General features: G+C 64.7%; 26 protein-coding genes. 12 read left to right on the forward strand and 14 right to left on the reverse strand.

Features of this window, described 5'->3' with window-relative positions; translation table 11 throughout:
- Positions 1-45: 45 nt before the first annotated feature.
- Positions 46-795 (forward strand): SDR family NAD(P)-dependent oxidoreductase, encoded by a 750-nt coding sequence (locus LB526_RS26360; protein ID WP_095769240.1) that lies wholly within the window; start codon positions 46-48, stop codon positions 793-795.
- Positions 796-805: 10 nt separating this feature from the next.
- Here LB526_RS26360 and LB526_RS26365 read toward each other — a convergent pair whose 3' ends face one another.
- Positions 806-1,723, reverse strand: a complete 918-nt coding sequence (locus LB526_RS26365; protein WP_224630308.1) for a zinc-binding dehydrogenase — start codon at positions 1,721-1,723, stop codon at positions 806-808.
- 122 nt (positions 1,724-1,845) lie between these two features.
- On the opposite strand from LB526_RS26365, the gene LB526_RS26370 reads away from it, so the two are divergent.
- Entirely contained in the window at positions 1,846-2,652 is an 807-nt protein-coding gene (locus tag LB526_RS26370) for an AraC family transcriptional regulator (protein WP_224630309.1), read from the forward strand.
- A 6-nt stretch (positions 2,653-2,658) separates the two neighbouring features.
- Here the strand turns inward: LB526_RS26370 and ybaL are convergent, their stop codons facing one another.
- On the reverse strand, positions 2,659-4,458 hold the full coding sequence (gene ybaL, locus LB526_RS26375) for a YbaL family putative K(+) efflux transporter (protein ID WP_224630310.1): 1,800 nt from the start codon (positions 4,456-4,458) through the stop codon (positions 2,659-2,661).
- A gap of 214 nt (positions 4,459-4,672) precedes the next feature.
- Entirely contained in the window at positions 4,673-5,113 is a 441-nt protein-coding gene (locus LB526_RS26380) for a host attachment family protein (RefSeq protein ID WP_095769243.1), read from the reverse strand.
- 416 nt (positions 5,114-5,529) lie between these two features.
- Between LB526_RS26380 and cysG the strand changes: the two genes are divergently transcribed.
- The 6 genes from cysG to LB526_RS26410 all read left to right on the forward strand — a co-directional run bounded on the left by cysG (position 5,530) and on the right by LB526_RS26410 (position 11,271).
- Positions 5,530-6,978: a siroheme synthase CysG gene (gene cysG, locus LB526_RS26385; RefSeq protein WP_224630311.1), complete on the forward strand. Its 1,449-nt coding sequence runs from the start codon at positions 5,530-5,532 to the stop codon at positions 6,976-6,978.
- Positions 6,975-7,280 (forward strand): DUF2849 domain-containing protein, encoded by a 306-nt coding sequence (locus tag LB526_RS26390; protein ID WP_224630312.1) that lies wholly within the window; start codon positions 6,975-6,977, stop codon positions 7,278-7,280. Before cysG ends, LB526_RS26390 begins: the two co-directional genes overlap by 4 nt.
- A 43-nt stretch (positions 7,281-7,323) precedes the next feature.
- Positions 7,324-8,994 (forward strand): nitrite/sulfite reductase, encoded by a 1,671-nt coding sequence (locus LB526_RS26395; RefSeq protein WP_140688229.1) that lies wholly within the window; start codon positions 7,324-7,326, stop codon positions 8,992-8,994.
- Positions 8,969-9,730, forward strand: coding sequence for a phosphoadenylyl-sulfate reductase (locus LB526_RS26400; protein WP_224630313.1), 762 nt, complete (start codon positions 8,969-8,971; stop codon positions 9,728-9,730). The genes LB526_RS26395 and LB526_RS26400 overlap by 26 nt, the downstream gene beginning before the upstream one ends.
- 171 nt (positions 9,731-9,901) lie before the next feature.
- Positions 9,902-10,435 (forward strand): DUF934 domain-containing protein, encoded by a 534-nt coding sequence (locus LB526_RS26405; protein ID WP_095769248.1) that lies wholly within the window; start codon positions 9,902-9,904, stop codon positions 10,433-10,435.
- Between the two features lie 215 nt (positions 10,436-10,650).
- The gene (locus LB526_RS26410; RefSeq protein ID WP_095769249.1) at positions 10,651-11,271 is read left to right on the forward strand and encodes a DJ-1/PfpI family protein; all 621 of its coding nucleotides are present in this window, start codon (positions 10,651-10,653) and stop codon (positions 11,269-11,271) included.
- 23 nt (positions 11,272-11,294) lie between these two features.
- Here the strand turns inward: LB526_RS26410 and LB526_RS26415 are convergent, their stop codons facing one another.
- Entirely contained in the window at positions 11,295-11,495 is a 201-nt protein-coding gene (locus tag LB526_RS26415) for a hypothetical protein (protein ID WP_140845241.1), read from the reverse strand.
- Between the two features lie 218 nt (positions 11,496-11,713).
- Between LB526_RS26415 and grpE the strand changes: the two genes are divergently transcribed.
- Together grpE and LB526_RS26425 are read left to right on the forward strand one after the other, a co-directional pair.
- Positions 11,714-12,346: a nucleotide exchange factor GrpE gene (gene grpE, locus LB526_RS26420; protein WP_095769251.1), complete on the forward strand. Its 633-nt coding sequence runs from the start codon at positions 11,714-11,716 to the stop codon at positions 12,344-12,346.
- 101 nt (positions 12,347-12,447) lie between these two features.
- Positions 12,448-13,080: a trimeric intracellular cation channel family protein gene (locus LB526_RS26425; protein WP_224630314.1), complete on the forward strand. Its 633-nt coding sequence runs from the start codon at positions 12,448-12,450 to the stop codon at positions 13,078-13,080.
- A gap of 107 nt (positions 13,081-13,187) precedes the next feature.
- Here the strand turns inward: LB526_RS26425 and LB526_RS26430 are convergent, their stop codons facing one another.
- The 7 genes from LB526_RS26430 to LB526_RS26460 all read right to left on the reverse strand — a co-directional run bounded on the left by LB526_RS26430 (position 13,188) and on the right by LB526_RS26460 (position 20,724).
- Positions 13,188-14,075, reverse strand: a complete 888-nt coding sequence (locus LB526_RS26430; protein WP_095769253.1) for a GNAT family N-acetyltransferase — start codon at positions 14,073-14,075, stop codon at positions 13,188-13,190.
- A gap of 183 nt (positions 14,076-14,258) precedes the next feature.
- Positions 14,259-16,538, reverse strand: a complete 2,280-nt coding sequence (locus tag LB526_RS26435) for a PAS domain-containing hybrid sensor histidine kinase/response regulator (protein WP_224606877.1) — start codon at positions 16,536-16,538, stop codon at positions 14,259-14,261.
- 124 nt (positions 16,539-16,662) lie between these two features.
- The gene (locus LB526_RS26440) at positions 16,663-17,652 is read right to left on the reverse strand and encodes an MDR family oxidoreductase (protein WP_224606879.1); all 990 of its coding nucleotides are present in this window, start codon (positions 17,650-17,652) and stop codon (positions 16,663-16,665) included.
- Between the two features lie 55 nt (positions 17,653-17,707).
- Entirely contained in the window at positions 17,708-18,196 is a 489-nt protein-coding gene (gene lspA, locus LB526_RS26445) for a signal peptidase II (RefSeq protein ID WP_095769307.1), read from the reverse strand.
- A 10-nt stretch (positions 18,197-18,206) separates the two neighbouring features.
- The gene (locus tag LB526_RS26450) at positions 18,207-19,067 is read right to left on the reverse strand and encodes a TrmH family RNA methyltransferase (protein ID WP_224606883.1); all 861 of its coding nucleotides are present in this window, start codon (positions 19,065-19,067) and stop codon (positions 18,207-18,209) included.
- A complete protein-coding gene (locus tag LB526_RS26455; protein ID WP_224606885.1) occupies positions 19,068-20,150 on the reverse strand; it encodes a class I SAM-dependent rRNA methyltransferase in 1,083 nt (360 codons plus the stop codon).
- Positions 20,151-20,238: 88 nt separating this feature from the next.
- A complete protein-coding gene (locus tag LB526_RS26460; protein ID WP_224606887.1) occupies positions 20,239-20,724 on the reverse strand; it encodes a DUF1772 domain-containing protein in 486 nt (161 codons plus the stop codon).
- A gap of 101 nt (positions 20,725-20,825) precedes the next feature.
- On the opposite strand from LB526_RS26460, the gene LB526_RS26465 reads away from it, so the two are divergent.
- Both LB526_RS26465 and LB526_RS26470 read left to right on the forward strand, forming a co-directional pair.
- A complete protein-coding gene (locus tag LB526_RS26465; protein ID WP_224606890.1) occupies positions 20,826-21,536 on the forward strand; it encodes a helix-turn-helix transcriptional regulator in 711 nt (236 codons plus the stop codon).
- 70 nt (positions 21,537-21,606) lie between these two features.
- A complete protein-coding gene (locus LB526_RS26470) occupies positions 21,607-21,978 on the forward strand; it encodes a VOC family protein (RefSeq protein ID WP_224606893.1) in 372 nt (123 codons plus the stop codon).
- Positions 21,979-22,087: 109 nt separating this feature from the next.
- Here LB526_RS26470 and LB526_RS26475 read toward each other — a convergent pair whose 3' ends face one another.
- The 3 genes from LB526_RS26475 to LB526_RS26485 form a co-directional block, all read right to left on the reverse strand.
- A complete protein-coding gene (locus tag LB526_RS26475) occupies positions 22,088-23,050 on the reverse strand; it encodes an ornithine cyclodeaminase family protein (RefSeq protein WP_224630315.1) in 963 nt (320 codons plus the stop codon).
- Between the two features lie 188 nt (positions 23,051-23,238).
- Positions 23,239-23,571, reverse strand: coding sequence for a DUF1049 domain-containing protein (locus LB526_RS26480; protein WP_224630316.1), 333 nt, complete (start codon positions 23,569-23,571; stop codon positions 23,239-23,241).
- A gap of 118 nt (positions 23,572-23,689) precedes the next feature.
- Positions 23,690-23,974 (reverse strand): integration host factor subunit beta, encoded by a 285-nt coding sequence (locus tag LB526_RS26485; protein ID WP_027165368.1) that lies wholly within the window; start codon positions 23,972-23,974, stop codon positions 23,690-23,692.
- Positions 23,975-24,043 lie beyond the last annotated feature (69 nt).

Here is a 24,043-nt window from a genome sequence, read left to right on the forward strand (position 1 = left end):
CAATGGCAAGCGCCTTCGGCTACATGTCCGGCCGGAGATCAAGCCATGGCCGAGACCGACAGCAGAAAAACAATCGTGCTCACCGGCGCCAGCCGCGGCATCGGCCATGCGACGGTGAAGCGCTTTTCGCGCGAGGGCTGGCGCGTCATCACCTGCTCGCGCCAGGCCTTCGCCGAGGACTGTCCATGGCCGGCCGGTCCCGAGGACCACATCAAGGTCGACCTCGCCGACCAGGAGGATGTCGGCATCGCCGTTTCGGAAATCCGTCACCGGCTTGAGGCGCATGGCGGACAGCTGCACGCCCTGGTCAACAACGCCGGCATTTCGCCGAAGCTGAAAGACGGCAGGCGCATGGACTCGATCGAGACGCCGATGCATGTCTGGCGCGACGTGTTCCAGGTCAATTTCTTCGCGCCGATCATGCTGGCAAGGGGGCTGTTCAAGGAACTCGCCGCCGCCAAGGGCTCGATCGTCAATGTCACCTCGATCGCCGGCACACGTGTGCATCCGTTCGCCGGCACGGCCTATGCCACATCGAAAGCGGCGCTCGGCTCGCTGACGCGCGAGATGGCACATGACTTCGGCCCGCACGGCATCCGCGTCAACGCGATCGCGCCGGGCGAGATCGACACGGCGATCCTTTCGCCCGGCACCGACAGAATAGTCGAGACGATCCCGCTGAGACGACTGGGCGCCACTTCGGAAGTTGCCGACATCATCTTCTTCCTGTGCTCGGGCCAGGCGTCCTACGTCACCGGCTCCGAAATCCACATCAATGGCGGCCAGCACGTTTGATTGGCTGACTTCAGGTCATGGTGACAACGGCCTTGCCGCTGAAGCTGCGCTGCCGCAGCGCGTCCAGGGCCTGGCCGATGTCCGCCCACGGCACGGTCATGGCCACGCGGGTCTCCAGCCGGCCGGCCGCGACAAGATCGAGCAGCACGGCGATGTCGGCGCCGATGGCTGAACCGGACGTGTAATAGGCGAAGGTCTGTAGCCGCGCGCCTTCGTGGCCGGGAACGAATTGGCGGAAGCCGATCGGCGTGAGGTCGCCGCTGCTCGAACCGAATATGACGATGGTCCCGCCGGGCGCGATGCGTTCGATCGCACCGGCGAGGCTTTTGCCGCCGACCGACTCGGTGATCAGCGAAAAAGGTCCCTCGGCCAGTTCGATCGACTCGACGACCTGCCCGGCGCCCAGATCGCGAAGATCATCGTGGTGCCGGGCCGAAGCGACCGCTGTCACCGAAGCGCCTTGCTCGCGGGCGATCTGGACCTGGAAACGACCGACCGCGCCGCTCGCGCCGGTGATCAGGACCCGCTGTCCGGCGAGATCGCCGCCGTGGCGCAAGGTCCTCAGCGCCGTCGTGCCCGCCACCGGAAGCGTGGCGGCAGCGGCGAAGCTGACTCCGTCGGGTATGACGGCGAGGCGGTCGGTCGGAACGGCGACCCGTTCAGCCCAGCCGGCCTGGTCGACCAAGGCGGCAACGCGCGTGCCCGCGGTCGGGCCTGAGCCATCGGCCGCCGCGCGCTCGACAATGCCGACGATGTCCTGGCCAGGTATCCACCCGCCGGGTCGTATGCCGAGCAGGCGCAACTCGCCACGATTCAACGATGTTGCATGAACTTCCACCAATGCTTCATTTCCATTGCAGTTTGGGTGATCGACCTCAGTGAGCTTCAGCCGGTCGGGGTTGTCGGAAGAGATGGCGAGAGCGAGCACAGGCCTCTCCTTTTGAAATTGGCTAGGAGTCGCGACCGATTGACGAAACGGCTGGAGCCTATCGACTTTCGCCATCGAAGAATTTAGGGATAAATCCATATGATCGCTAAAAGGCGTCAAGTATGAGACAGCCACTCCGTTGGCCCTGGCTGGATTTCGACGTGGACGACGTGGCCGCGCCGGCGATCGCTGTTGGCGTCGATGTCACTGAGACCAGGGCCGAGGTGCGCGAGCACTGGCATCGCAAGGGGCAGCTCGTCTTCGCGCTCGGCGGCGGCGTCACCTGCCGCGTTCCGAGCGGGCTTTGGATGGTGCCGCCGCATTGCGGGGTGTGGCTGCCGAGCCGCATGGAACACAGCAACATCGCGACGGCGAACGCGCGGATTTTCTTCGTCTATATCGAGCCCGGCGCCGCCGACCTGCCGAACCGGTGCTGCACGCTTTCGATCTCGCCGCTGCTGCGCGAGCTGATCATCGAACTGTCGGAATGCGCGCCGAACGATGCGCGCGGCAACTTCCTGGGAAGCATGCTGCTCGCGGAACTGCCGCGTATGCCTGTGCAGCAATTGCATTTGCCGATCTCGGCCGAGCCGCGGCTGCGGCGGATCGCCGAAGCGCTGGCCGACGACCCCGCCGATCGCAGCACGGCGGCGCAATGGGCCGGCCGCGTCGCGCTCAGCGAGAGCAGCCTGGCGCGGCTCGTTGTGAAGGAGACGGGCTTAAGTTTCGGACGCTGGCGCCAGCAGCTGCATCTGATCGTAGCGCTCAGGGAACTGTCCGCCGGCGCCAGCGTGCAGCAGGTGTCGGGCGATCTCGGCTATGAATCCGTGACCGCTTTCATCACCATGTTCAAAAAGGCGCTGGGCAAGCCGCCGGCAAAATACCTCAGCGATATCGCGCAGAATGGCGGCTCCGCGTTCCTGGCCTGACATCCATCAAGCAGGCTGCGGGTTGATCTCCACGGCAGGCCCGGCCCAATCGGTGGTCTTGCCGGTCACCACCTCGACGATGCCGCGGGCGATCTCGCGCTCGCCCATGATCACGATGTCTGCGCCGAGCCCTTTCAGATGCTCGACCTCGGCGTCGGAATGAGCGCGGGCAATGATGCTGATCGCCGGATTGGCGGCTCGGGCCCGAAGCACGATCTGGCCGGCCTCGAAGGCATTGGGGATGGCGAAGATCAGCCGCTTGGCGTCTTCCGGGTTGGCGGCCGCGAAGACGTCCGCATTGGCGGCGTTGCCGGCGATGGTCTCGACGCCGTCGTCGCGCAGCTTGGCCAGCGCCTTGTCGGCGTCCTCGATCACCAGGAAGGGCAGGGCGGCTTCTTTCAGCGCAGCGCCCACAAGGCTGCCGACTCGACCATAGCCGATGAGGATGGAATGGCCGGCGAGGGTCGTCTTCGGCGGCGGGCCATCTTCCTTGCCGGGAGCCGCCTGGACCGACGCGACCTGGCCGGGCTCGGTCGCCGGGCCGATCGGCCTTTGCTCGTCGACCGGCGCGGCCTTGCCGGCGCGCTTTTCCAGCCACGGCTTCATCCAGTCGACAACGAGGAACATCAGCGGATTGAGCAGGATCGAGAGGATCGCGCCAGCCAGGATCAGGTCGCGGCCCTGCTCGGGCAACAGCTTCAGGCCGACGCCAAGCTCGGCCAGGATGAAGGAAAATTCGCCGATCTGGGCAAGGCTCGCCGAAATCATCAGCGCGGTCGCGATCGGATAACGAAAGGCGATCACGATAACGAAAGCCGCGATCGACTTGCCGATAATGATGATGGCCAAGGTGGCGAGAATCGGCAGGCCGTTGCTGATCAGGCTGAACGGGTCGAACAGCATGCCGACCGAGACGAAGAACAGCACCGAGAAGGCGTCGCGCAGCGGCAGCGATTCTTCCGCCGCGCGGTGGCTGAGCTCGGATTCGCTCATGATCATGCCGGCGAAGAAGGCGCCGAGCGCCAGCGAGACGCCGAACAGCTTCGCCGCGCCGAAGGCGACGCCGAGCGCGATGGCCAGCACCGCGAGCCGGAACAATTCCCGGGAGCCGGTATGGGCGACGTAATGCAGGATCCACGGAATGACCCTGCGGCCGACCACCAGCATGACCACGACGAAGGCGGCGACCTTGGCGAGCGTGACGCCGACCACGCCCCAAATACCATAGCTGGCGGGCAGCGAAAGCAGGCTCGCATGGTCGTTGACCTGAGGCTGGCCGCCGAGCACGCCGGCGAGCGCTGGCAAGAGCACCAGCGCCAGCACCATGGCGAGATCCTCGACGATCAGCCAGCCGACGGCGATGCGGCCGCGCTCGGTCTCGATCAGCCGCCGCTCCTGCAAGGCGCGCAAAAGCACCACGGTCGAGGCGACCGAAAGCGCCAGGCCGAAGACCAGGCCGGCGCCCAGCGACCAGCCGAGCAGCCAGGCAAGTCCGACGCCGAGCAAGGTCGCAAAGCCGATCTGCACGATGGCGCTCGGCACGGCGATGGCGCGGACGGACAGAAGGTCCTTCAGCGAAAAATGCAGGCCGACGCCGAACATCAAAAGGATGACGCCGATTTCCGCGAGTTCATTGGCAAGGCTGGCGTCGGCGACGAAGCCGGGCGTGTTGGGACCGACAAGGACGCCAGCGACAAGATAGCCGACGAGCGGCGGGATGCGGAAACGGTTGGTTAACGCCCCGAAGACGAATGCAAGCCCCAGACCGGCGACGATGGTGGCGATAAGGGGCGTGTCATGCGGCATTGTCTTTTGCGCGCCTTTCGAAAATTCACGATGTCGGATGGGCGCCCGCCGAGGCCGTCGCCTTCGGCAATATGATGGACGCAGCGGCGATGATGCAACCGCCGCCGCGCAGAATTCGACGCTGAAGGCGGCGCGCACCGGAAATCGGCGCCGCGCCGACAAAGAGGCGGCTTCGGGACGCGACCCAGCCTCGAAGCCGCTTTTTTTCGGCGCCTTATGCCGCTTGCAACAGGTTCTCGATGTCGGGAATCGTATGGTTCGTGAGTGTCTTCGGGATTTCCGCCTGCACCTTCTCGCAAACCTCCTTGTGCAGCTTCTGGCGCATCTCGCCAAGCACCTGCGGCGGCGCGATCAGCACGACCGCGTCGAACGCGCCGCGATGCGCCAGCTTGTAGAGCCGGTCGGCAATCTCGACGGCGAAGCGCTCCTTGCCGAGACGGTGCCAGTCGGTTTCCTCGACGGCGCTGCGGGGACCCTCGTTGCTCTGGCGGCCCGGCTTGTCGCTGCCTTGCTCACGCGTGGCGGGGTTCTCCTGCTCCATCTCCTGCACCACTTCGAGGTTCGGGAACTTGGCGTCGCCCTGGTTGCGCAGGAAAAGCGCCTTTTCGCCATCAGCCACGATGACCCACAGTCCGTGTTTCAGCTTGATGCTCATGGCGTTCCTCCTTGCTTGCTGCTTGCCGATAGATGGAGCTTGGGATCCGCAAATGGATTGCTAGGCAAACGAGCCGCGAGGCATGATTGTTCCGATCCGGCGATGGCGTCTCGATCGCTTCCGGCAGACTCGGTCGAGCGCCTATCCCGCAGGGTCAGCTTTAATCTACTAACTTAGTAGAATTTAGAATAAACTGTTTTGCGGCTTTCTCGGTCAGGCGCTAAAAATTACGACGGATCAAGGCTGTTTCTTATGCCGCTCCGGCCGTCTCACCGTCAAAGTAGAATTTTTTTCTCTTGGCCTTCGCAGTTGCGAAAAAGCGATTGCCTGCCGTTCGGCGACGCGCGAGTGCTTGCCTTCTGATTTTGGGCGTGGCCGCGTAAAACTGCCAAACTATTCCAATATTGCTCATTGCCATGTCGTCAGCCAACGCCAAGCTCAATGCCTTTCCCGTCTTCATGCGGGTCGACGGCGAAGCCGTAGCCATCATCGGCAATGGCGAGGAGGCGCTCGCCAAGGCGCGGCTGCTTTCGCAATCGAGCGCGGTGTTGCGCATCGTTGCCGACGATGCCAGCGACGGCCTGCTGGATTTCATCGCGTCGGCCGGCGCTGTTCACATCAACGCAGCCTATCAGGCCGCGCATCTCCAAGGAGCCGCCCTGGTGTTCGCCGCCAGCGGCGACGAGGCGCTCGATCGCCGCGTCGTCGAAGACGCGCGGCGGCTGGGCATTGCGGTCAACGCCGTGGATCGTCCGGAGCTGTGCGATTTCTTCACGCCCGCATTGGTCAACCGGGCGCCGGTGGCGATCGCCATCGGCACAGAGGGCGCCGGACCGGTTCTGGCGCAGATGCTGCGCGGGCGCATCGACCGCATGCTGTCGCCGTCGCTCGGCCGGCTGGCTTCACTTGCCGCGTCTTTCCGCGCCGCCGCCGAGACGCTGCCGAAAGGCAATCGCCGCCGCCGCTTCTGGAGCGATTTCTTCGCCGGTTCGCCGGCCAAGGCCATCGAAGCCGGCGACCTCGCCGAGGCGCATGGCGCGGCGCTCGAGCTTTTGGCTCACGATGCTCCGGTCGAGGGACATATCGCGCTGGTCGGCGCCGGTCCGGGTGCGGAGGACCTTTTGACCTTGCGCGCGCATCGCCTGCTGTTGGAGGCCGACGCCATCGTCTACGACGCGCTGGTGCCGGAGGCGATCGTCGCCATGGGCCGCCGCGACGCCGAGCGCCTGCCGGTGGGAAAACGCAAGGGCTGCCATTCCAAGAGCCAGGAAGAGATCAACGCGCTGCTCATCGAGCTGGGCCGCGCCGGCAAGCGCGTGGTGCGGCTGAAGTCCGGCGATCCGCTGGTGTTCGGCCGTGCCGGCGAGGAGATGGCGGCGCTGCGCGAGGCCGGGATCGCCTATGAGGTGGTTCCGGGCGTCACCGCCGCCTTTGCCGCCGCCGCTGATTTCGAGCTGCCGCTGACGCTGCGCGGCGTTTCGTCCTCGATGGTGTTCACCACAGGCCACGACCTCAAGGGCAACTCGCTGCCCGACTGGGCCAAGCTTGCCATTTCGGGCGCGACCGTTGCGGTCTATATGGGCCGTTCGGTCGCTGCCGAAGTCGCCGGCCGGCTTATCGAAGCGGGACTGTCGCCGGATACTGCCGTTGCCGTCGTCGAGAATGCCAGCCTCGTCAACCGCCGCCGTTTCCACGGCACGCTTGCCGACCTGCCGTCGCTGGAGGCGCGCGCCGATCTCACCGGACCGGTGATGACGATCATCGGCGACGCCGTCGCCGGCGCCAATTTCGGACAATCCGAGCCGCTCGCGGCACATAGGCATGAGGGCGCGGCTTCAACCGTCGCCGAAGGAGTTGAGCAATGAAGGTTCTCACCGCGAACAGGCTCTCCGACGGCATCGCCGTCTGGTACGCCGCCGGCGGCTGGGCGGAGACGGTTAGTCACGCCGATATCGCGCATGACAAGACGGCGGAGGACCGGCTGGAAGCGATCGGTGCCGCGGCTGGCGCCAACAATGAGGTGGTCGACGTCAACCTGATCGACGTCACGGTGGTCGATGGCCTGGTCGAGCCGGTGCGGCTGCGCGAAAAGATCCGCGCCGCGGGCCCGACCATCCGCACCGATCTCGGCAAGCAGGCAAGCCCGGAAGCGGCGCGGGCGGCTTAAACCCAAGAAAAGCAGCGGGCGGACGCGCCCTGAAAGACGAAGCATGTACCGTTACGACGAGTTCGACCAGGATTTCGTTCACGCCCGTGTCGCCGAGTTCAGCGACCAGGTGCAGCGCCGGCTTGCCGGCGAGATCACCGAGGACCAGTTCCGGCCGCTCAGGCTGATGAACGGCGTCTATCTGCAGCTGCACGCCTATATGCTGCGCATCGCCGTGCCCTACGGCACGCTGAACAGCAGGCAATTGCGCATGCTCGGCCACATCGCGCGCAAATACGACAAGGGCTACGGCCATTTCACCACGCGCCAGAACATCCAGTTCAACTGGCCGGCGCTGTCGGACATCCCTGCGATCCTCGCCGATCTGGCGAGCGTCGAGATGCACGCCATCCAGACCAGCGGCAACTGCATCCGCAACGTCACCGCCGACCATTTCGCGGGAGCCGCCGCCGACGAGGTCGCCGATCCGCGTCCCTATGCGGAAATCCTGCGCCAATGGTCGTCGGTGCATCCCGAGTTCTCGTACCTGCCGCGCAAGTTCAAGATCGCGGTGACCGGTGCCGAGCGCGACCGCGCCGCCATCCAGACGCATGACATCGGTCTGCATCTGAAAAAGAACGCCGCCGGCGAGCTGGGCTTTGCCGTCTACATAGGCGGCGGCCAGGGCCGCACGCCGATGGTGGCGAGAAAGATCCGCGACTTCCTGCCGGAGGCGGAGTTGCTGTCCTACTGCACGGCCATCCTGCGCGTGTACAACCTCTACGGCCGTCGCGACAACAAGTTCAAAGCGCGCATCAAGATCCTGGTGCACGAGACCGGCGTGGAGGAGATCACCCGCCAGGTCGAGGCCGAGTGGCAGGCGCTAAAGGATGCCGAGCTCAAGCTGCCGGAAGCCGATATCCAGGCGATCAATGCTTATTTCGCGCCGCCGGCGCTGGTTTCCCGTCCGGAAGGCGATGATGCGGTGAAACAGGCCAGGCTCGATTCGAAGAGCTTTTCGGAATGGCTCGACCAGAATGTCGTGACGCATCGCCATCCCGACTATGCGGCGGTGACTATCTCGCTCAAGGGCATCGGCGAGGTGCCCGGCGACGCAACGGACAGCCAGATGGAAGCGGTTGCCGACATCGCCGAGAAATACGCCTTCGACGAATTGCGCGTCAGCCACGAACAGAACCTGATCCTGCCGCATGTAGCGCGCGCCGACCTCAAGGCCGTCTACGACGCGCTGGTCGAGATCGGCCTGGCGACAGCCAATTCCAATCTGATCAGCGACATCATCTCGTGCCCGGGCCTCGATTATTGCGCGCTGGCCACGGCGCGCTCGATCCCGGTAGCGCAGGAAATCTCGCGCCGCTTCGCCTCGCTGGAGCGGCAGCGCGAAATCGGCGAGTTGAAGCTGAAGATCTCCGGCTGCATCAATGCCTGCGGCCACCACCATGTCGGCCATATCGGCATTCTGGGCGTGGAGAAGAAAGGCACCGAGCTCTATCAGGTGACGCTCGGCGGTTCGGCCGACGAAAACACATCCGTCGGCGAGATCATCGGCCGCGGCTTCTCCTCCGATGAGATCACCGATGCCATCGAGCAGATCGTCGATACCTATCTCGGCCTTCGGCTCAGTCCTGACGAACGTTTCATCGACGCCTACCGCCGTGTCGGTCCCGCGCCGTTCAAGGAGGCGCTCTATGCTGGCGAAACCAAGGCCGCTTGACCGGACAGGCGAAGTCGAGACCGGCGTTGCCGCCGAGGCAGCGGGGCTCGACGCGCTGTTAGGCTATCTGAAGCCGATCGAGATCATCGAACGGTCGGCGCACGAATTCCGCGGCGCGGTCGCCGCGGTGTCTTCCTTCGGCGCGGACTCCGCCGTGCTGCTGCACATGATTTCGGAGATCGACCGCGCGCTGCCGGTCATCTTTCTCGACACCGGCAAGCATTTCGAGGAGACGCTCGGCTATCGCGACGCGTTGGTCGCCGATTTCGGCCTCACCGACATCAGGGTGATCAAGCCGGAAGAGACCGCGCTCCAACGCGTCGATCCGACCGGCAGGCTGCACGAGACCGACACCGATTCCTGCTGCAATGTGCGCAAGGTCGAGCCGCTGGCGCGCGGCGTCGAGCCGTTCCGCGCCTGGTTCACGGGGCGCAAGCGCTTCCAGGCTTCGACGCGCACGGCTTTGCCCGTCTTCGAGGCCGTCGGCTCGCGCATCCGCATCAATCCGCTGGCGCATTGGACGACATCGGACCAGGCCGACTATATGCGGGCGCATGCGCTGCGCGAAAATCCGCTGGTCGCCTATGGCTATCTCTCGATCGGCTGCTTTCCCTGCACGCAGCCGGTGCAGCCGGGCGAGGATGCGCGCAGCGGCCGCTGGGCGGGGCACGCCAAGACCGAGTGCGGCATTCATTTGTCGGGGCTGGAAAAGTCGCTGACCGACGCCTCACTTTAGGATACGCCGATATTCAGGTGATGCCGGCCTGCAAATGGCGACTTCCTGCGCTTCCGGTGCTCACGTACTTCAAGTACGCTCCGCTCCGGTTCTCGGAAGCCACCATTTTCGGCTCGGCCTGACCTGAATCTCGACATATCCTTGGGACTCTTTGGAACTTTAGGAATTTTGATGACTGGATCGACGACAGCGGGGACCCGCCTCTGGACCCGTGACGGTTTTCGCGAGGATGAGTGGACCCACGCCGAAAGCGCCGAGGCGCTTGCCGGCAACGGCCGTTTCATCCTGCCTCTGCAGGCTTTTCTCGGGCTGGATGAAGACGTTCGCAAATCGGCCAAGGAGCGTCTCGGCGTCCTGCTGCAGCCCGGCGACGAACTGGACAAGATAACTGGCCTGCTCGACCAGCTGTCGTTGGTGGCGCTGGCCTTCCCGGCCTTCAATGACGGCCGCTCTTTTTCCAAGGGCGAATTGCTGCGCGCCCGGCATCAATTCAAGGGCGCGGTGCGCGCCACCGGACAGGTGCTGGTCGACCAGCTGCCGCATATGCTGCGGCTCGGCTTCGACGAGTTTGAGGTCTCCAATCCGGTGCTCTTGAAGCGGCTGGAGGAAGGCCGCACCGGCGGATTGCCGCTTTACTACCAGCCGGCGGTCGAACCGGAGGCCAAGGGTCCAAAATATTCCTGGCGGCGCAAGCGCCCCAGCTGACGCGGCATTTCATAGGGCAAATGAAATCGCTGTGGTCCGACCAGCGTCACGCATTTTGTTGGTCAGCTCAGCTCAAGATAGGTTTGGAAAGCTCGCTGCGCTGGTCTGGTCAGACCACATTGGCGATTCGGGCTTCCGCTTCGGCCGACCTGCCCTTAGGATAGGGGCGATTACTTCGTACCACGAAATAACGGCCAGCTAAGGGAGGAAGCAGCATGGCGGGCAAGAAGATATTGATGCTCGTTGGCGAGTTCAGCGAGGAATACGAGATTTTCGTCTTTGAACAGGCCATGCACGCGGTCGGCCACACCGTCCACGTCGTGTGCCCGGACAAGAAGGCCGGCGACGTGCTCAAGACCTCATTGCACGACTTCGAGGGCCACCAGACCTATACCGAAAAACCCGGCCACGATTACATCCTCAACAAGACCTTCGCCGAAGTGAACCCAGCCGACTACGATGCTGTCTATGCGGCGGGCGGCCGCGGGCCGGAATATATCCGCATCGACAAGCGCGTGCAGGCGCTGGTCAGGCATTTCCATGAAACCGGCAAGCCGATCTTCACCATCTGTCACGGCGCGCAGATCCTGATCGCGGTCGATGGCGTGGTGCGCGGCAAGGAAGTGGCGGCGCTGCATTATTGCGAGCCGGAAGTGACGCTTGCCGGCGGCATCTATATCGATGTCGCGCCGACCGGCGCGCATGTCGACGGCAATCTGGTTTCAGCCAAGGGCTGGCCGGGCCTAGCCGCCTTCATGCGGGAATGCCTGAAGGTGCTCGGCACCGAGATCCGTCACGGCGAAGTGCTGATGCGCGACGACAGGAAGGCGGCCTGAAACTTGTCAGTTGCGGCGCGCGGCTACTGACGCCGCGGGTCGTCCGCGTTCTCCGCCTCGGCGCCGTCGAGGCGGTCAAGCAGGTCGGTCAACTGCCGGGGCATCTCCCTTTCCAGGCGAAATACCGGCAAGGTGCGCAGAAAGCGCTTCGTCGCTTCGCTGCCCGCCTGCCGCCTGATATCGTTGGCCAATTCGGCGCGCCTGTTGCCGTTGTTGCCGTTCATCGTCCCAAAATCCTGTGTCGGCTTCGAAACTCCCGCAGGCAGTTCATGGTTCCCGTGGCAGTGCTCGAGAGCAAGCAAAGCTGCGTGATACGGTAAAGTTTGAATTAATTTGGAACGGCAGCCTGCCACCAGCCGCCTGCGCTTGCCCCTTGATTTTTGCCCTCCAAACCTCGATATCGGGCGCAAATCCAGAGCAATTCGAAATGACGGGAAACGCGATGAGCGACCAGGCAAAAGACGAACGCACGCCCGAAGAGATCGAAGCCGCCGAGGCTTCCGGCGAGCGTGCCGAGGGCGGCGTCGACGGCGACTACGAAGCGTTGGTGCGGCTGCTGAAGGAAAACGAGGAACTGAAGGACCGTGCGCTGCGCGCGGCGGCCGAAATGGAGAATTTGCGGCGGCGCACCGCGCGCGACGTCCAGGACGCCCGCGCCTATGCCGTCGCCAACTTCGCGCGCGACATGCTGTCGGTGTCCGACAATCTGCGCCGCGCGCTGGACGCGATTCCCGCCGAGGCGAAGGCCAGCGGCGACGCCGGCTTCAAATCGCTGATCGAAGGGGTCGACCTTACCGAGCGCGCCATGCTTTCGGCGCTGGAGCGCCATGGGGTGAAGAGACTCGCGCCCGAAGGCGAGAAGTTCGATCCGAACTTCCACCAGGCCATGTTCGAGGTCCCCAATCCGGATGTTCCCGCAGGCACTGTCGTCCAGGTTGTGCAGCCAGGCTATTCGATCGGAGAGCGCGTGCTGCGGCCAGCGATGGTCGGCGTCGCCAAGGGCGGCCCGAAGGCGGCCGCCGAGGCCAAGGTCGAGCCAGGCCCGGTGAACGAGCAGGCCGAGAAGGATGCGTGAGAGGGAGTAGCGAATAGGGAGTAGTGAGTAGGGGCTGATATTTATCCGCGGCTTCGTGCTATTTCCCTACTTACTATTCGCTACTTACTAGTCGCTCGCCCATGAATCCCATCGCGTTGCTCGACTATGCCGGCGTCGCCGTGTTCGCGGCGACGGGTGCGCTTGCCGCATCGCGCAAAGAACTCGACATCATCGGCTTTCTGTTCCTGGCCAGCGTCACCGGCATCGGCGGCGGGACGCTGCGCGACGTCATCCTCAACCTGCCGGTGTTCTGGGTCGCCAACAGCGGTTATGTACTGATCTGCGCCGTCGTCGCGGTGCTGGTCTTCTTCAGCGCCCACCGGTTCGAATCCCGCTACAAGCTGCTGCTGTGGCTCGATGCCGTCGGCCTTGCCGCTTTTTCGGTGATGGGCGCGGCCAAGGGGCTGGCGATCACCGGCTCGCCCGTCGTGTCGGTCATCACCGGCGTCTTGACGGCGACCTTCGGCGGTATTCTGCGCGACCTGCTTGCCGGCGAGCCATCGGTGCTGCTCAGGCCCGAGGTCTATGTCACGGCCGCGCTTGCCGGCGCCGCCATCTTCACCCTTGGCGATCTTGCCGGCCTGCCGGCGCTGGCGTCCAGCCTGCTCGGCTTCGCGGGCGCATTCGCGGTGCGCGGCGGAGCGCTTAAATTCGGCTGGTCATTTCCGGCCTATAAAAGCCGGCCGGGGCGAAGGCCGGAGGATCTTCCCTGAGGGAGCGAGTAGCGAATAGGGAGTAGCGAATAGGGGTTGAACGGAACAGATCCCGCCACTTTCTTCTATTCGCTATTCGCTATTCGCTATTCGCTATTCGCTATTCGCTATGCCGCGAAACGCTGCCCTTCACCGCCATAGTAGTTGACGTAGCGGGCGCCGATCTCCTTGACCGGCATGACGACGAAGACGTCGACGGTCGAGAATTCGTGGTCGATGACGCAGCCGTCGCCGATGCGGGCACCGACGCGCAGATAGCCCTTGACCAGCGGCGGCATGGCGGCGATCGCCGCCTTGGCGTTCACCGCCTCGATCGGCATCAGGTCCATCGAACAGTAGCGTCCCGGAACCGCGCGAACATCCCAGGCGGAGTTGGTGCGGCAATGATGGGCGAGATAGGTCAGCGCCTCGGCATGCGCCGCCGGCACGATGCCATGGAACGAGGCGCAGCCGGTCATCACGCCGATGTCGTAGTGGTTGATATAGGCCCAGATGCCTTGCCAGAGCGCCTCGATGGTGCGTTTGGAGCGGTATTCCGGCAGAACGCAGGAACGGCCGAGTTCGAGGAAGCGCTGGCCGGGATGCCGCGCAATCAGCTTGGTAAGCTCGAACTCGCCCTCGGAATAGAAGCCGCCGGCCGTCGCGGCGATTTCCTGCCGCAGCAGGCGGTAGGTGCCGACGATGCGGCGGTGCTCAGGGCCGGGAAGGGAATTGTCCAACACCAGAAGGTGATCGCAGAGCGGGTCGAACCGGTCGGCGTCGCGCCGGTCCTGCGCCTGGAACAGGTCCTTCCTCGCGCCAAGCTCGTCGTAGAATACCCGGTAGCGCACTTCCTGGGCGGCGGCGATCTCGGCCTCGTTGCGCGCGAGCCGCACTTCGAGATTGCCGATGCGGCCCAGCGGAGCGCCGCTTGCGACGGCGTCGGCGGTACGAGCGGCGAGCAGGGCGCCGCCGGCATTCGGCCGAGTGTCACATTCAGGCACGACTGTATGCACGAGTGATTCTCCTTCGAGCCATCCCTCTTGGCACGGGGATACGGTGTAGGTGCAACAGGATTGTGACAGTACCGTGATACGACGTGGCGGGCAATACTTTGTCGGCTGGGCAATACACTCAACCGGCTATCTTGTGATCGCGAAAGCCAAGCAAGCCAAGGCGTTCAACGGTTAGAAATTTCCTCAGGCGGCAACCTGGCCCTCGACCGCCTGGACGAGCGCGTCCGGGTCAAGCGGCTTGGTCACGAAACCGCTGGCGCCATGGGCAAGCACAGCATGCCGGGTCTTTTCCTGGCTGTCGGCCGAAAGCACCATGATCGGAATCGGGGGCATGGCCAGGGACTCTTCATGGCGACGTATGGCGGCGATCGCGTCCAGCCCGTCCATGACAGGCATATGCAGGTCCATCAGCACCACATCGAAGCGGAACTTGAGGCCGGCATCGGTAACGGCATCGACCGCGGCCTTGCCGTTGCCGACGATCTTGACGCGGTGTCCGGCCTTGAGCAGCGTGGCGCGGGCGAGCATGGCGTTGATGTCGTTGTCTTCCGCGATCAGCACCGACAGGCCCTGGTCGCGCTTGCGCACCGAGGGGGCGCCGCGCGGCTTCGGCAGCGGCTTGGCTAGCGCCGAGCCATGGCTGGTCAACAGCACGCGCAGCAGGGTCTCGCCCCGTACCGGCCGGGCCAGGAAGGTGGCATAGCCGCTGGCCCGGAATTCGCCGAGCATGCCGCGATCCGTCGGCGCAATCAGGGTGATGGCCTCGCAGTCGGCAAAGCCAGAATCGCGCAGCCGCTTGAGCAGCCTCCCGTCGCTGTTTTCGAGCGCGGCATCGATCAAAAGGACGTTGCAGCCCGCAGCAAAGGTGGCGGCCTGGCCCGGTGTCGCGGCAACCTCGACGATGCCGCCATGGGCCTTGATCGCGCGGGCGATGGCATCGGCCTCGATGGCGTTTTTCGACACGATTACGGCCCGCCGGTCGGCAAGGATGTTGTGGCGATGCGGCGGCGGCTCGGTCGCGGCGACCGCCGGAAGCTCCAGGACGAATTCGGATCCTTCGCCGAGCCGGCTCGAAACCGAGATCGAGCCGCCCATCGCCGTCGCCAGCCGCTTCGAGATGGCAAGCCCGAGGCCGGCGCCGCCATGCACCCTGGTCGAGGTGCCGTCGGACTGCTCGAATTCCTCGAAAATGCGCTCCATGTCCTCTTCGCGCAGGCCCGGGCCGGTGTCGGCGATGGTGAAGCAGATACGGTCGGTGGTTTCGCTGCGGGCGCGCGCCACGGTGAGCAGCACCCCGCCCGTGTCGGTGAACTTCACCGCATTGCCGATGAGGTTGAGCAGCACCTGGCGCACGCGGCCTGGATCGGCGGTGATCATCTGCGGCACATCGGGCTCGACATGGCAGCCGAGGCCGATGTTCTTGGCGAAAGCCTTTGCGGCCAGAAGTTCGATGATGTTGTCGGCGATCTCGCGCAGCGAGGTCGGTTGGGGCTCGGGTTCGAAGCGGCCGGCCTCGATCTTGGAATAGTCGAGCAGGTCCTCGATGAGCGCGAGCAGCGCGCTGGCCGAGGTGGAAACGGCGCCGACATAGGTGCGCTGTTCGGGCGAGAGGTCGGTATCGGCAAGCAGCTTCGCCATGCCCATGATGCCGTTCATCGGCGTGCGGATCTCATGGCTGACGGTGGCGAGGAAGCGTGACTTGGCCTGGCTGGCATATTCGGCCCGTTCGCGCGCGGTGATCAACGAGGATTCGGCGCGCTTGCGGGCGGTGATGTCGCGGGCGATCGCCCGGTGCGAGACCGCGCCCGTGTCCTTGTCGCGCACCGACAATTCGATCCAGGAGAACCAGCGTGGTCCGTTCGGGGTGCGGATCGCGACATCCGTCGAGCTCAGGCATTCATGATCGGAGAAGGCGGCGTCGGGAACGATGCCGACATCGATGCCAAGCTCGGACAAGGTCTTGCCGGCAAGATCGCGCGCATCGAGCTCGACAAGCGAGGCAAAGACGCTGTTGGCATAAACGATGTGGCCGTCGCGATCACGATGGACGACGAGGTCGCCCAGCGCGTCGATCAGGCCGCGGAAGCGCTCCTCGCTCTCCTGCATCTCCCACATGCGGTCGGCGAGGGTTTCGATCTCGGCGCGGCTGCGCGCGGCGGTCTCGTCGAGAAGCGCTGCGGTGCGGCGCTCATCGCGACGGCTGCGCAGATGCATGGCCAAGCCCGCAAAGGCTATGGCGGCGAGACCGGCGGTGATGATGAGCGGCGCTCCGGTGAGATGCGCGAGCCCCGCCATGATGGCGATGGCAACGATCGTCAGGAACGGCAAGCCTTGGTGGCTGGCCGCGGGCAATTCGGGAGCCAACGGCGGCGCGACGAGCACCTGCCGCTTCGGCGCATCGGCGATGAGCCTGTGAGCGCCGGCGGCTTTGCTGTCCTGTCTGATGTGGGAGTCCGCGACCATGCGCAGATCATGCCAGACAGAAATTATGGAAGGCTGGGAGGGATCGTTCGAATTTTAGCTATTTGAGCGGATTCCGGCTGTCCGCACGCGCGGGCGAAACCGAGCTTCGCGAGGTCGTTGCGAGCTACATATCGACAACGACGCGCCCCCTGACCTTGCCTTCGACGATATCGCGCGCGGCGGCGACAATGCCGTCGAAACCGATCGTGCGGGACAATGTCGACAGCTTCTTGGAGTCGAGGCCGGTGCCGATGCGGCGCCATGCTTCCAGGCGTACCGGCTTCGGCGCCATCACCGAATCGATGCCGAGCAGCGAGACACCGCGCAGAATGAAGGGCGCGACGCTTCCCGGCAGGTCCATGCCGCCGGCCAGGCCGCAGGCGGCGATCGCGCCGCCATAGGAGGTCATCGACAGCACATTGGCCAAGGTATGGCTGCCGACCGAGTCGACGCCGCCTGCCCAGCGCTCCTTGGCGAGCGGTTTCGCGGGCTGGCTGAGCTCTTCGCGCGAGATCACCTCGGCCGCACCAAGGTCGATCAGATAGGGGCTCTCGGCGTTGCGGCCGGTCGAGGCGATGACATGGTAGCCGAGGCTCGACAGGATCGAGATGGCGACCGAGCCGACGCCGCCGGCAGCGCCCGTCACCACCACGGGACCGCGGTCCGGCACGATTCCGTGCCGCTCCAGCGCCATGACCGAGAGCATTGCCGTGTAGCCCGCCGTGCCGACAGCCATCGCATCATGCGCGCTCATGCCCTCGGGCAGCGGCACCAGCCAGTCGCCCTTGACGCGGACGCGGCCGGCATAGGCGCCGTAATGCGTCTCGCCGACGCCCCAGCCGTTGAGGATCACCTTGTCTCCCTTGCGCCAGTCGGCATGCGAGGAGGAGATCACGGTGCCGGCGAAATCGATGCCTGGAACCAGCGGCCAGCGGCGCACGACCGGGGCCTTGCCGGTGATGGCGAGCCCGTCCTTGTAGTTCACCGTCGTCGCCTCGACGGCGACGGTGACATCGCCTTCCATCAGGTCGGCCTCGGTGAGGTCGACGACATCGACGGACTGTTTCTTGTCCGCATCGCGCGAGACGAGGATGGCTTTGAAGGTGTCGGGCATGATTTTCTCCTCGCCTCTGTCTGATGAGGAAGTCTGCGGTTTCAACAGCGTGAGGTCAATTGCCAAGGTCCTGGGACTTGGCTTCGCGCCGCCAGCCGATCAGTTCGTCGAAGACGACAAGCGCTGCGCCGACCGAGATGAAGGTGTCGGCGAGATTGAAGACCGCGAAGGACCAGACGGGCGTGTGGAACAGGATGTAGTCGATGACGTGACCGTAGACGGCGCGGTCGATGAGGTTGCCGAGCGCGCCGCCGATGATCAGCGCAAAGCCGATACGAGCGACGACATGGCCGGCCGACGTGCGCGTGGCGAGATAGAGCACGAAGGCGACGACGAGCACGGCGATGACCACCAGGCCGGTATCGCCGAAGGACTGGAACATCGAGAAGGCGATGCCGGTGTTGTAGGTGCGAAACAGCGCCAGGAATGGCAGCAGATCGACCTTCTCCTGAAAGGCGAGACCGTTCTCGACCAGCTGCTTGATCCACTGGTCGAGCGCAATGGCGATGACGACCAGCACGACGTAAGGCGACCAGTATTTCATTTGGCGGTTCTCATCGGATGTCATTGGCAGGCTCGAGCTTCAACGCGCCGCGCCGGATCTCGAACAACATCACGCCGGTGGCGACCGCCAGATTGAGCGAATCGGCCCGGCCTGCCTGGGGAATTCTGAGCAGCCGGTCGCAGCTTTCGGCGAGACTGTTCGGCAGGCCCTGCTGCTCGTTGCCCATCAGCAGCAGGACCGGTCCCCTGGAGAAATCGACCGAGCGATAGTCGACCGCGCCCTTGAGATGGGTTCCGGCGACAAGGCCGGAGAAATCGCGGCGCCAGGCGAGGAAGGCCTGCTCGGTCGCCCTGGCGACCGGCACGGCGAAGATCGAGCCCATGGTGGCGCGCACCGTCTCCAGCGAGAACGGGTCGGTGGTGTCGCCGACCAGGATGACGCCCTTGGCGCCGACGGCGTCGACGGTGCGGATCACGGTGCCGAGATTGCCGGGGTCGCGCACCCGGTCGAGCGCCACCCAGACATCGCCGTCCCTGGCGCGGATGTCCTTCAGCGGCACCGTCTGCTGCGCAAAGACGCCGACCACCATTTGCGGGTTCTCACGGCGGGTGATGGCAGCGAGCACCTTTTCGGAAACTTCGAGCACCATGCCGCCGGCGGCAACGGTCCGCGCTGCGACTTTTTCGACGGCCGGGTTGCCGCGTCCGGCCTTGGCGAAGACCAAGGTCCTGATCGACCAGCCGAGGTCGAGGGCATCGATGACCAGCTTCAGGCCCTCGGCCATGAAGGCGTTCTGCTGGTCGCGGAATTTCTTGAGCGCCAGCGCCTTGATGTCCTTGACCAGGGGATTGGCAAGGCTGGTGACTTCCTTGACCTGCCCGACCGGGCGAGCGCCGTCATGTGCCGTCATTCAAGCCACCCAGCGCGAGAACAGCGAAGTCGACAGCGCGCGGCCGGCGGATTTCTCGCGAATGATCAGCTCGCCGGATTCGACCGTGCCGCCCATACCGGCGAAGGTATCGCGCATCAGCGCATGGATGGCGAAGAAGGAAGCGCGGATCGAATAAGCGGTGAGGACGACGGCCAGCGGTTTCGGCGTCAGGATCGAGCGGCAAAGCTCGGTGAGGCCCGGCAGGTCCTCGAACAATTGCCAGACCTCGCCCTTGGGTCCGCGGCCATAGGCCGGCGGATCGAACAGCACGATGTCGTAGCGGCTGCCGCGGCGTTCCTCGCGCTCGGCGAATTTCATCGCGTCCTCGACGATCCAGCGGATCGGCTTGTCGGCAAGGCCGGCCATCTCCTGGTTCTCGCGCGCCCAGCCGATCGCCTTCTTCGAGGCATCGACATGGGTGACCTCGGCGCCGGCGCGAGCCGCCACCAGCGAAGCGAGGCCGGTATAGCCGAACAGGTTAAGCACCTTGACCGGGCGTCTCGCCGACGCAATCAATCCCGCCATATGGTCCCAATGCGAGGCCTGCTCCGGAAAGACGCCGACATGGCGAAACGAGGTGAAGCGGCCGAGATAATCGATGCCGTCATGCTTCATCGGCCAGGTTTCGCCGAGCGGCGTTTTGGGAAACCGCCAGCGGCCGATGCCTTCTTCGTCGGTGTCGCCGGTGAAGATGGCGTCGGCGCGCTCCCATTCCTTCGCCGGCAGGGCCCGCTGCCAGATTGCCTGGCCCTCGGGGCGCACGATGCGGTACGGGCCGTATTGCTCGAGCTTCTCACCGGCGCCGCTGTCAAGCAGGGCGTAATCGGCGTTTGGCGCGACTTCGAGGATCAACGGCAGGCGCTCGGCAGGCAACGCGCCTTCGCGGCGCGCGAGCACGCGCGGCGCCGGCTTGGCTTCCTGCCGCTCCGCCGGTTTCGTTTCACGGCGCTCGGCAGGTGCGGCCTGCTGCCGTCCGGCCGCGAACGCATCACGCGGGCGGGACTGTTCCGCCCTTGCGGGATGCGGTCGGCCATCGCGGCGTTTGTCGCGAAAAGATTTCAAGAAAGGTCATCTCCGGCGGTTCGGCCCGCTTCTGCCACAGCTCAGCCCACCGGCGCAACAAAGCCTGGCTCATTCAATGGTGCTGTAATCAACTATGCCGGATGCCGAGCAGGCCGAAACAAAGCGAAACGAAGCCAAGCGCCTTCGCCGCGGCCACCGCCATGTGGCCGGTCTCCCAACGCAGCCGGACGGCCTCGAAATTGTCCGGGATCGGTCCGGGCGCCCAGGTCGCAAGAATGTCGTTGGCCGGCTTGACCAGTCCGAACCAGAGCGCCAGCGAGACGGCATAAAGCAGTGTGGCGGCGAGCACGAGCCAGAAGGCTGTCGCTTGGCCGCGCAGCATCCAGGCAAGCAGCGCCGGGCAGAGGATCGCAGCGATATCGAGCGGCGCTCCAATGACGGCAAAGAGCAGGAACTGACCGTTGAAGACCGTCGCCTCTCGCCAGAGCGCCGGCGACCATTTCGTCAGCCTGGGCAGCGATTCCAGCACATGGGCAAAGGACGGCCCAAGGCTGAGCGCCGCGACGAAAGCGGTCAGCACCGACCAGAACAGCAGGGTCCCGCGCATCTCCATTGTGGGGAGAACGGGAACGGGACGCGGGCGTTCCGTGGCAGAAGGTCGCTTGCCGCGATGTGCAGGCCAGCCCTATTGTCCGGCACGCCGGTTAGCCATTCATGTCCCGTTCAGCCCGCCTGCTCGACCTCGTCCAGATCCTTCGCCGCCACCGCCGGCCGGTGAGCGGCCGCACGCTTGCGGACGCAATCGGCGTGTCGATCCGCACCCTCTATCGCGACATCGCGACGCTGCAGGGGCAGGGCGCGCCGATCGAAGGCGAGGCGGGGCTTGGCTATGTGCTGAAGCCCGGCTTCATGCTGCCGCCGCTGATGTTCAGCGACGAGGAGATCGAGGCAATCGTGCTCGGCTCGCGCTGGGTGGCGAAGCAGCCGGACAAAAGGCTGGCGGCCGCCGCGGCGGATGCGCTGGCCAAGATCGCGGCGGTGCTGCCGGATGATCTGCGCGACGATCTCGGCGCGACGACACTGCTCGTCGGGCCGCGCTCGGAAAATGCCGAAGCGATCGACCTCGGCATGGTGCGGCAGGCGATCCGGGACGAGCGCAAGCTTGGCTTCCTCTACCGTGACGCGGGGGGAGCGGCATCGAAGCGTCTGGTCTGGCCGTTCGCGCTCGCCTTCTTCGACAAGGTGCGGGTGATGGTGGCGTGGTGCGAAACGCGCCAGGATTTCCGGCATTTCCGCGCCGACCGGATGTCCGGCCTGACAGCGACAGACATCCGCTATCCGCGCCGCCGCCAGGCGATGCTGAAGGAGTGGCGGGCGAGCCTTGACGCGCCCGGCCGGAACGGCGCGAAAGACGCTTCCGGCTGATCGCTGCTGCCAGAATCTGACAGCAGGTTCGCATATCGTCTCCAAGGTTCAGACACTTTGGAGATCAGATATGACCACGCCGAATTTCGTCATCCTCTATGTCGACAGCCCGGAAAAGAGCGGCGCGTTCTACGCTTCGCTGCTCGGACGCGAGCCGGTCGAATCCTCGCCGACCTTCGTCATGTTCGTGCTCGACAAGGGGTTCAAGCTCGGCCTCTGGTCGCGCCACACGGTGGAACCGGCTGCGGCGGCAGCGGGCGGTGGCGGCGAGCTCGTGATGGCAGTCGAGAACGCGGCAGCGGTCGACGCCACCCATGCGGATTGGGCTGGCAGAGGCCTTAAGGTACTTCAGGCGCCACTAGATCTCGATTTCGGCCGCACCTTCGTCGCCCTCGATCCTGACAATCATCGCCTGCGCGTCTATTGGCCGAATGGGCAGTAGGCAGTAGGCAGTAGGCAGTAGGCAGTAGGCAGTAGGCAGTAGGCAGTAGGCAGTAGGCAGTAGGCAGTAGGTCTATCTTCCCTATTGCCTACTGCCCAATCCCTACTGCCTATTTGAGCGCGTTGTAGACGGCCACGCCGGCGGCGAGATCCTCTAGCGCCGCGCCGACCGACTTGAACAGCGTGATCTCGTCATCGGTTTGCCGGCCCTGTTTCTCGCCGCGCGCGAGCTCGTGCAGGTCGGCGACAATCGCTTCCGGCTTCAACACGCCGGAGGCCAGCGGCTGGACGATGTCGCCTGCCTCCTTGGTGGCGCCGGCGCGGGTGTCGACATAGACCCGGGCGCGCTTGATCGCATCGTCATCGCTCTCGCGCATCGTCGGCGTGAAGCCGCCGACGAGATCGACATGGGCGCCCGGCTTCAGCAGCGCGCCCTTGACCAGCGGCGTGTTCGAGATGGTTGCGGAGGCGACGATGTCGGCCTCGGCAAGCTCCGCATCGAGATCGCTGGCGGCACTTGCCGGAAGGCCTTCGGCGCGCAAGGCCGCCACCACTTTTTCGGCATTGGCCGGCGTGCGGTTCCAGATGCGGATGGATGTGATCGGCCTGACCGCCGAATGCGCCTTGGCAAGGAAGGGCGACAGCGCGCCGGCACCGATCACCAGAAGCCGCGAGGCATCCTTGCGGGCGAGATAGGAGGCAGCGAGCGCGGAGGCGCAGGTCGTGCGCCACTGCGTCAGCCGCTGGCCGTCGATCAGCGCTTGCGGCTCGCCGGTGACGCCGTCGAGCAAAAGATAAAGGCCCATGACCGCCGGCTTGCCGATGGCATTGTTGTCCGGCGACACGGTGACGATCTTGACGCCGATATGGCCTCCCTCGGAGGTGCCCGCGGCGTTGAAGTCGGTCCAGGCCGGCATCAAAAGCAAGGTCGAGGCGGTGCCGTCCGGCCGCTCGATGCCATGATGGTGGCGAACCGGCTGCACGGCGCCATCGCGAAAAGCCGTGCGCAATGTCTCGACAAGGCCGGGAAAGGTCAGCGCGCGGTCGACCTCGGCGGCCGAAATGGTCAACATTGAAAGCTCCGTGGTGTCGAAAGGACGCTCGACTGTCTTCTACGCAATTCCGACGGAAAACCGCTACGCACTTTGCCTGGAATTGCTAAAGCGCGTCGCGCTGAAACAGAATCAGGCGGCGCGCTTTAAGTCTTTGTTCGATGCATGTCGTTGTCCCAGAACCGCTGCGCACTTCTGGGCGACATGCATTAGTTCGTCGGGTTGGGCAGCGCCGGTCCCTTGGGCGCCACGGGCGTGCGGCTCACCGCCTGGCGCAGGTTTTCCGCCTCGAGGCCGCGCTGGCGCGCGAGCTTGCGATAGCGTCCCTGCTTCACCCAGGTGGCCAGGCTTCCGACGACCATGCCGATGGCCAAAGCCAGGAACAGGAAGATGAAAAGCGGCAGGCTCAGCGTCAGCGCAGGATTGCCGGGATGAAATGGATCAAGCGTGAAGGCGACGGCACCGCGGTTGGCGACGGCGAGCGCGATCAGGATGACGGCCAGCGGTACGAAGACCACGACGAGGATGAAGCGATTGAACATCAAATCTCCATGGAGAGGCTTCTTGAATCGCGCATGTCCTTGTCCTGAAACCGGTCTCCACTTTCGGGAGACATGCCTTTAGGCGCCAAGATGCCGTTTCGACCCGCCGGCCCGGCGCCTATTTGCCGCCGTTCAGCCTTTCGCGCAACTCCTTGCCGGTCTTGAAGAACGGCACCCATTTTTCCTCGACCTCGACGGATTCGCCGGTGCGCGGGTTGCGGCCGGTGCGGGCCGGACGGTTCTTCACCGAAAAGGCGCCGAAACCGCGCAGTTCGACCCGGTTGCCCTCCGCAAGCGCGTCGGTGATCTCGTCAAAGATCGCGCCGACGATGTTTTCGACGTCGCGCAGGAAAAGGTGCGGGTTGCGTGCAGCAATGATCTGCACAAGTTCGGATTTGATCATAGAACATTCCCCGTAAAACCACTGCAACCGATTATCAGGATGATTTTATTGCTTTTTCGGCTCGTCCCA

It is taken from the genome of Mesorhizobium sp. CA6, assembly GCF_020165035.1.
Taxonomy (GTDB): Bacteria; Pseudomonadota; Alphaproteobacteria; order Rhizobiales; family Rhizobiaceae; genus Mesorhizobium.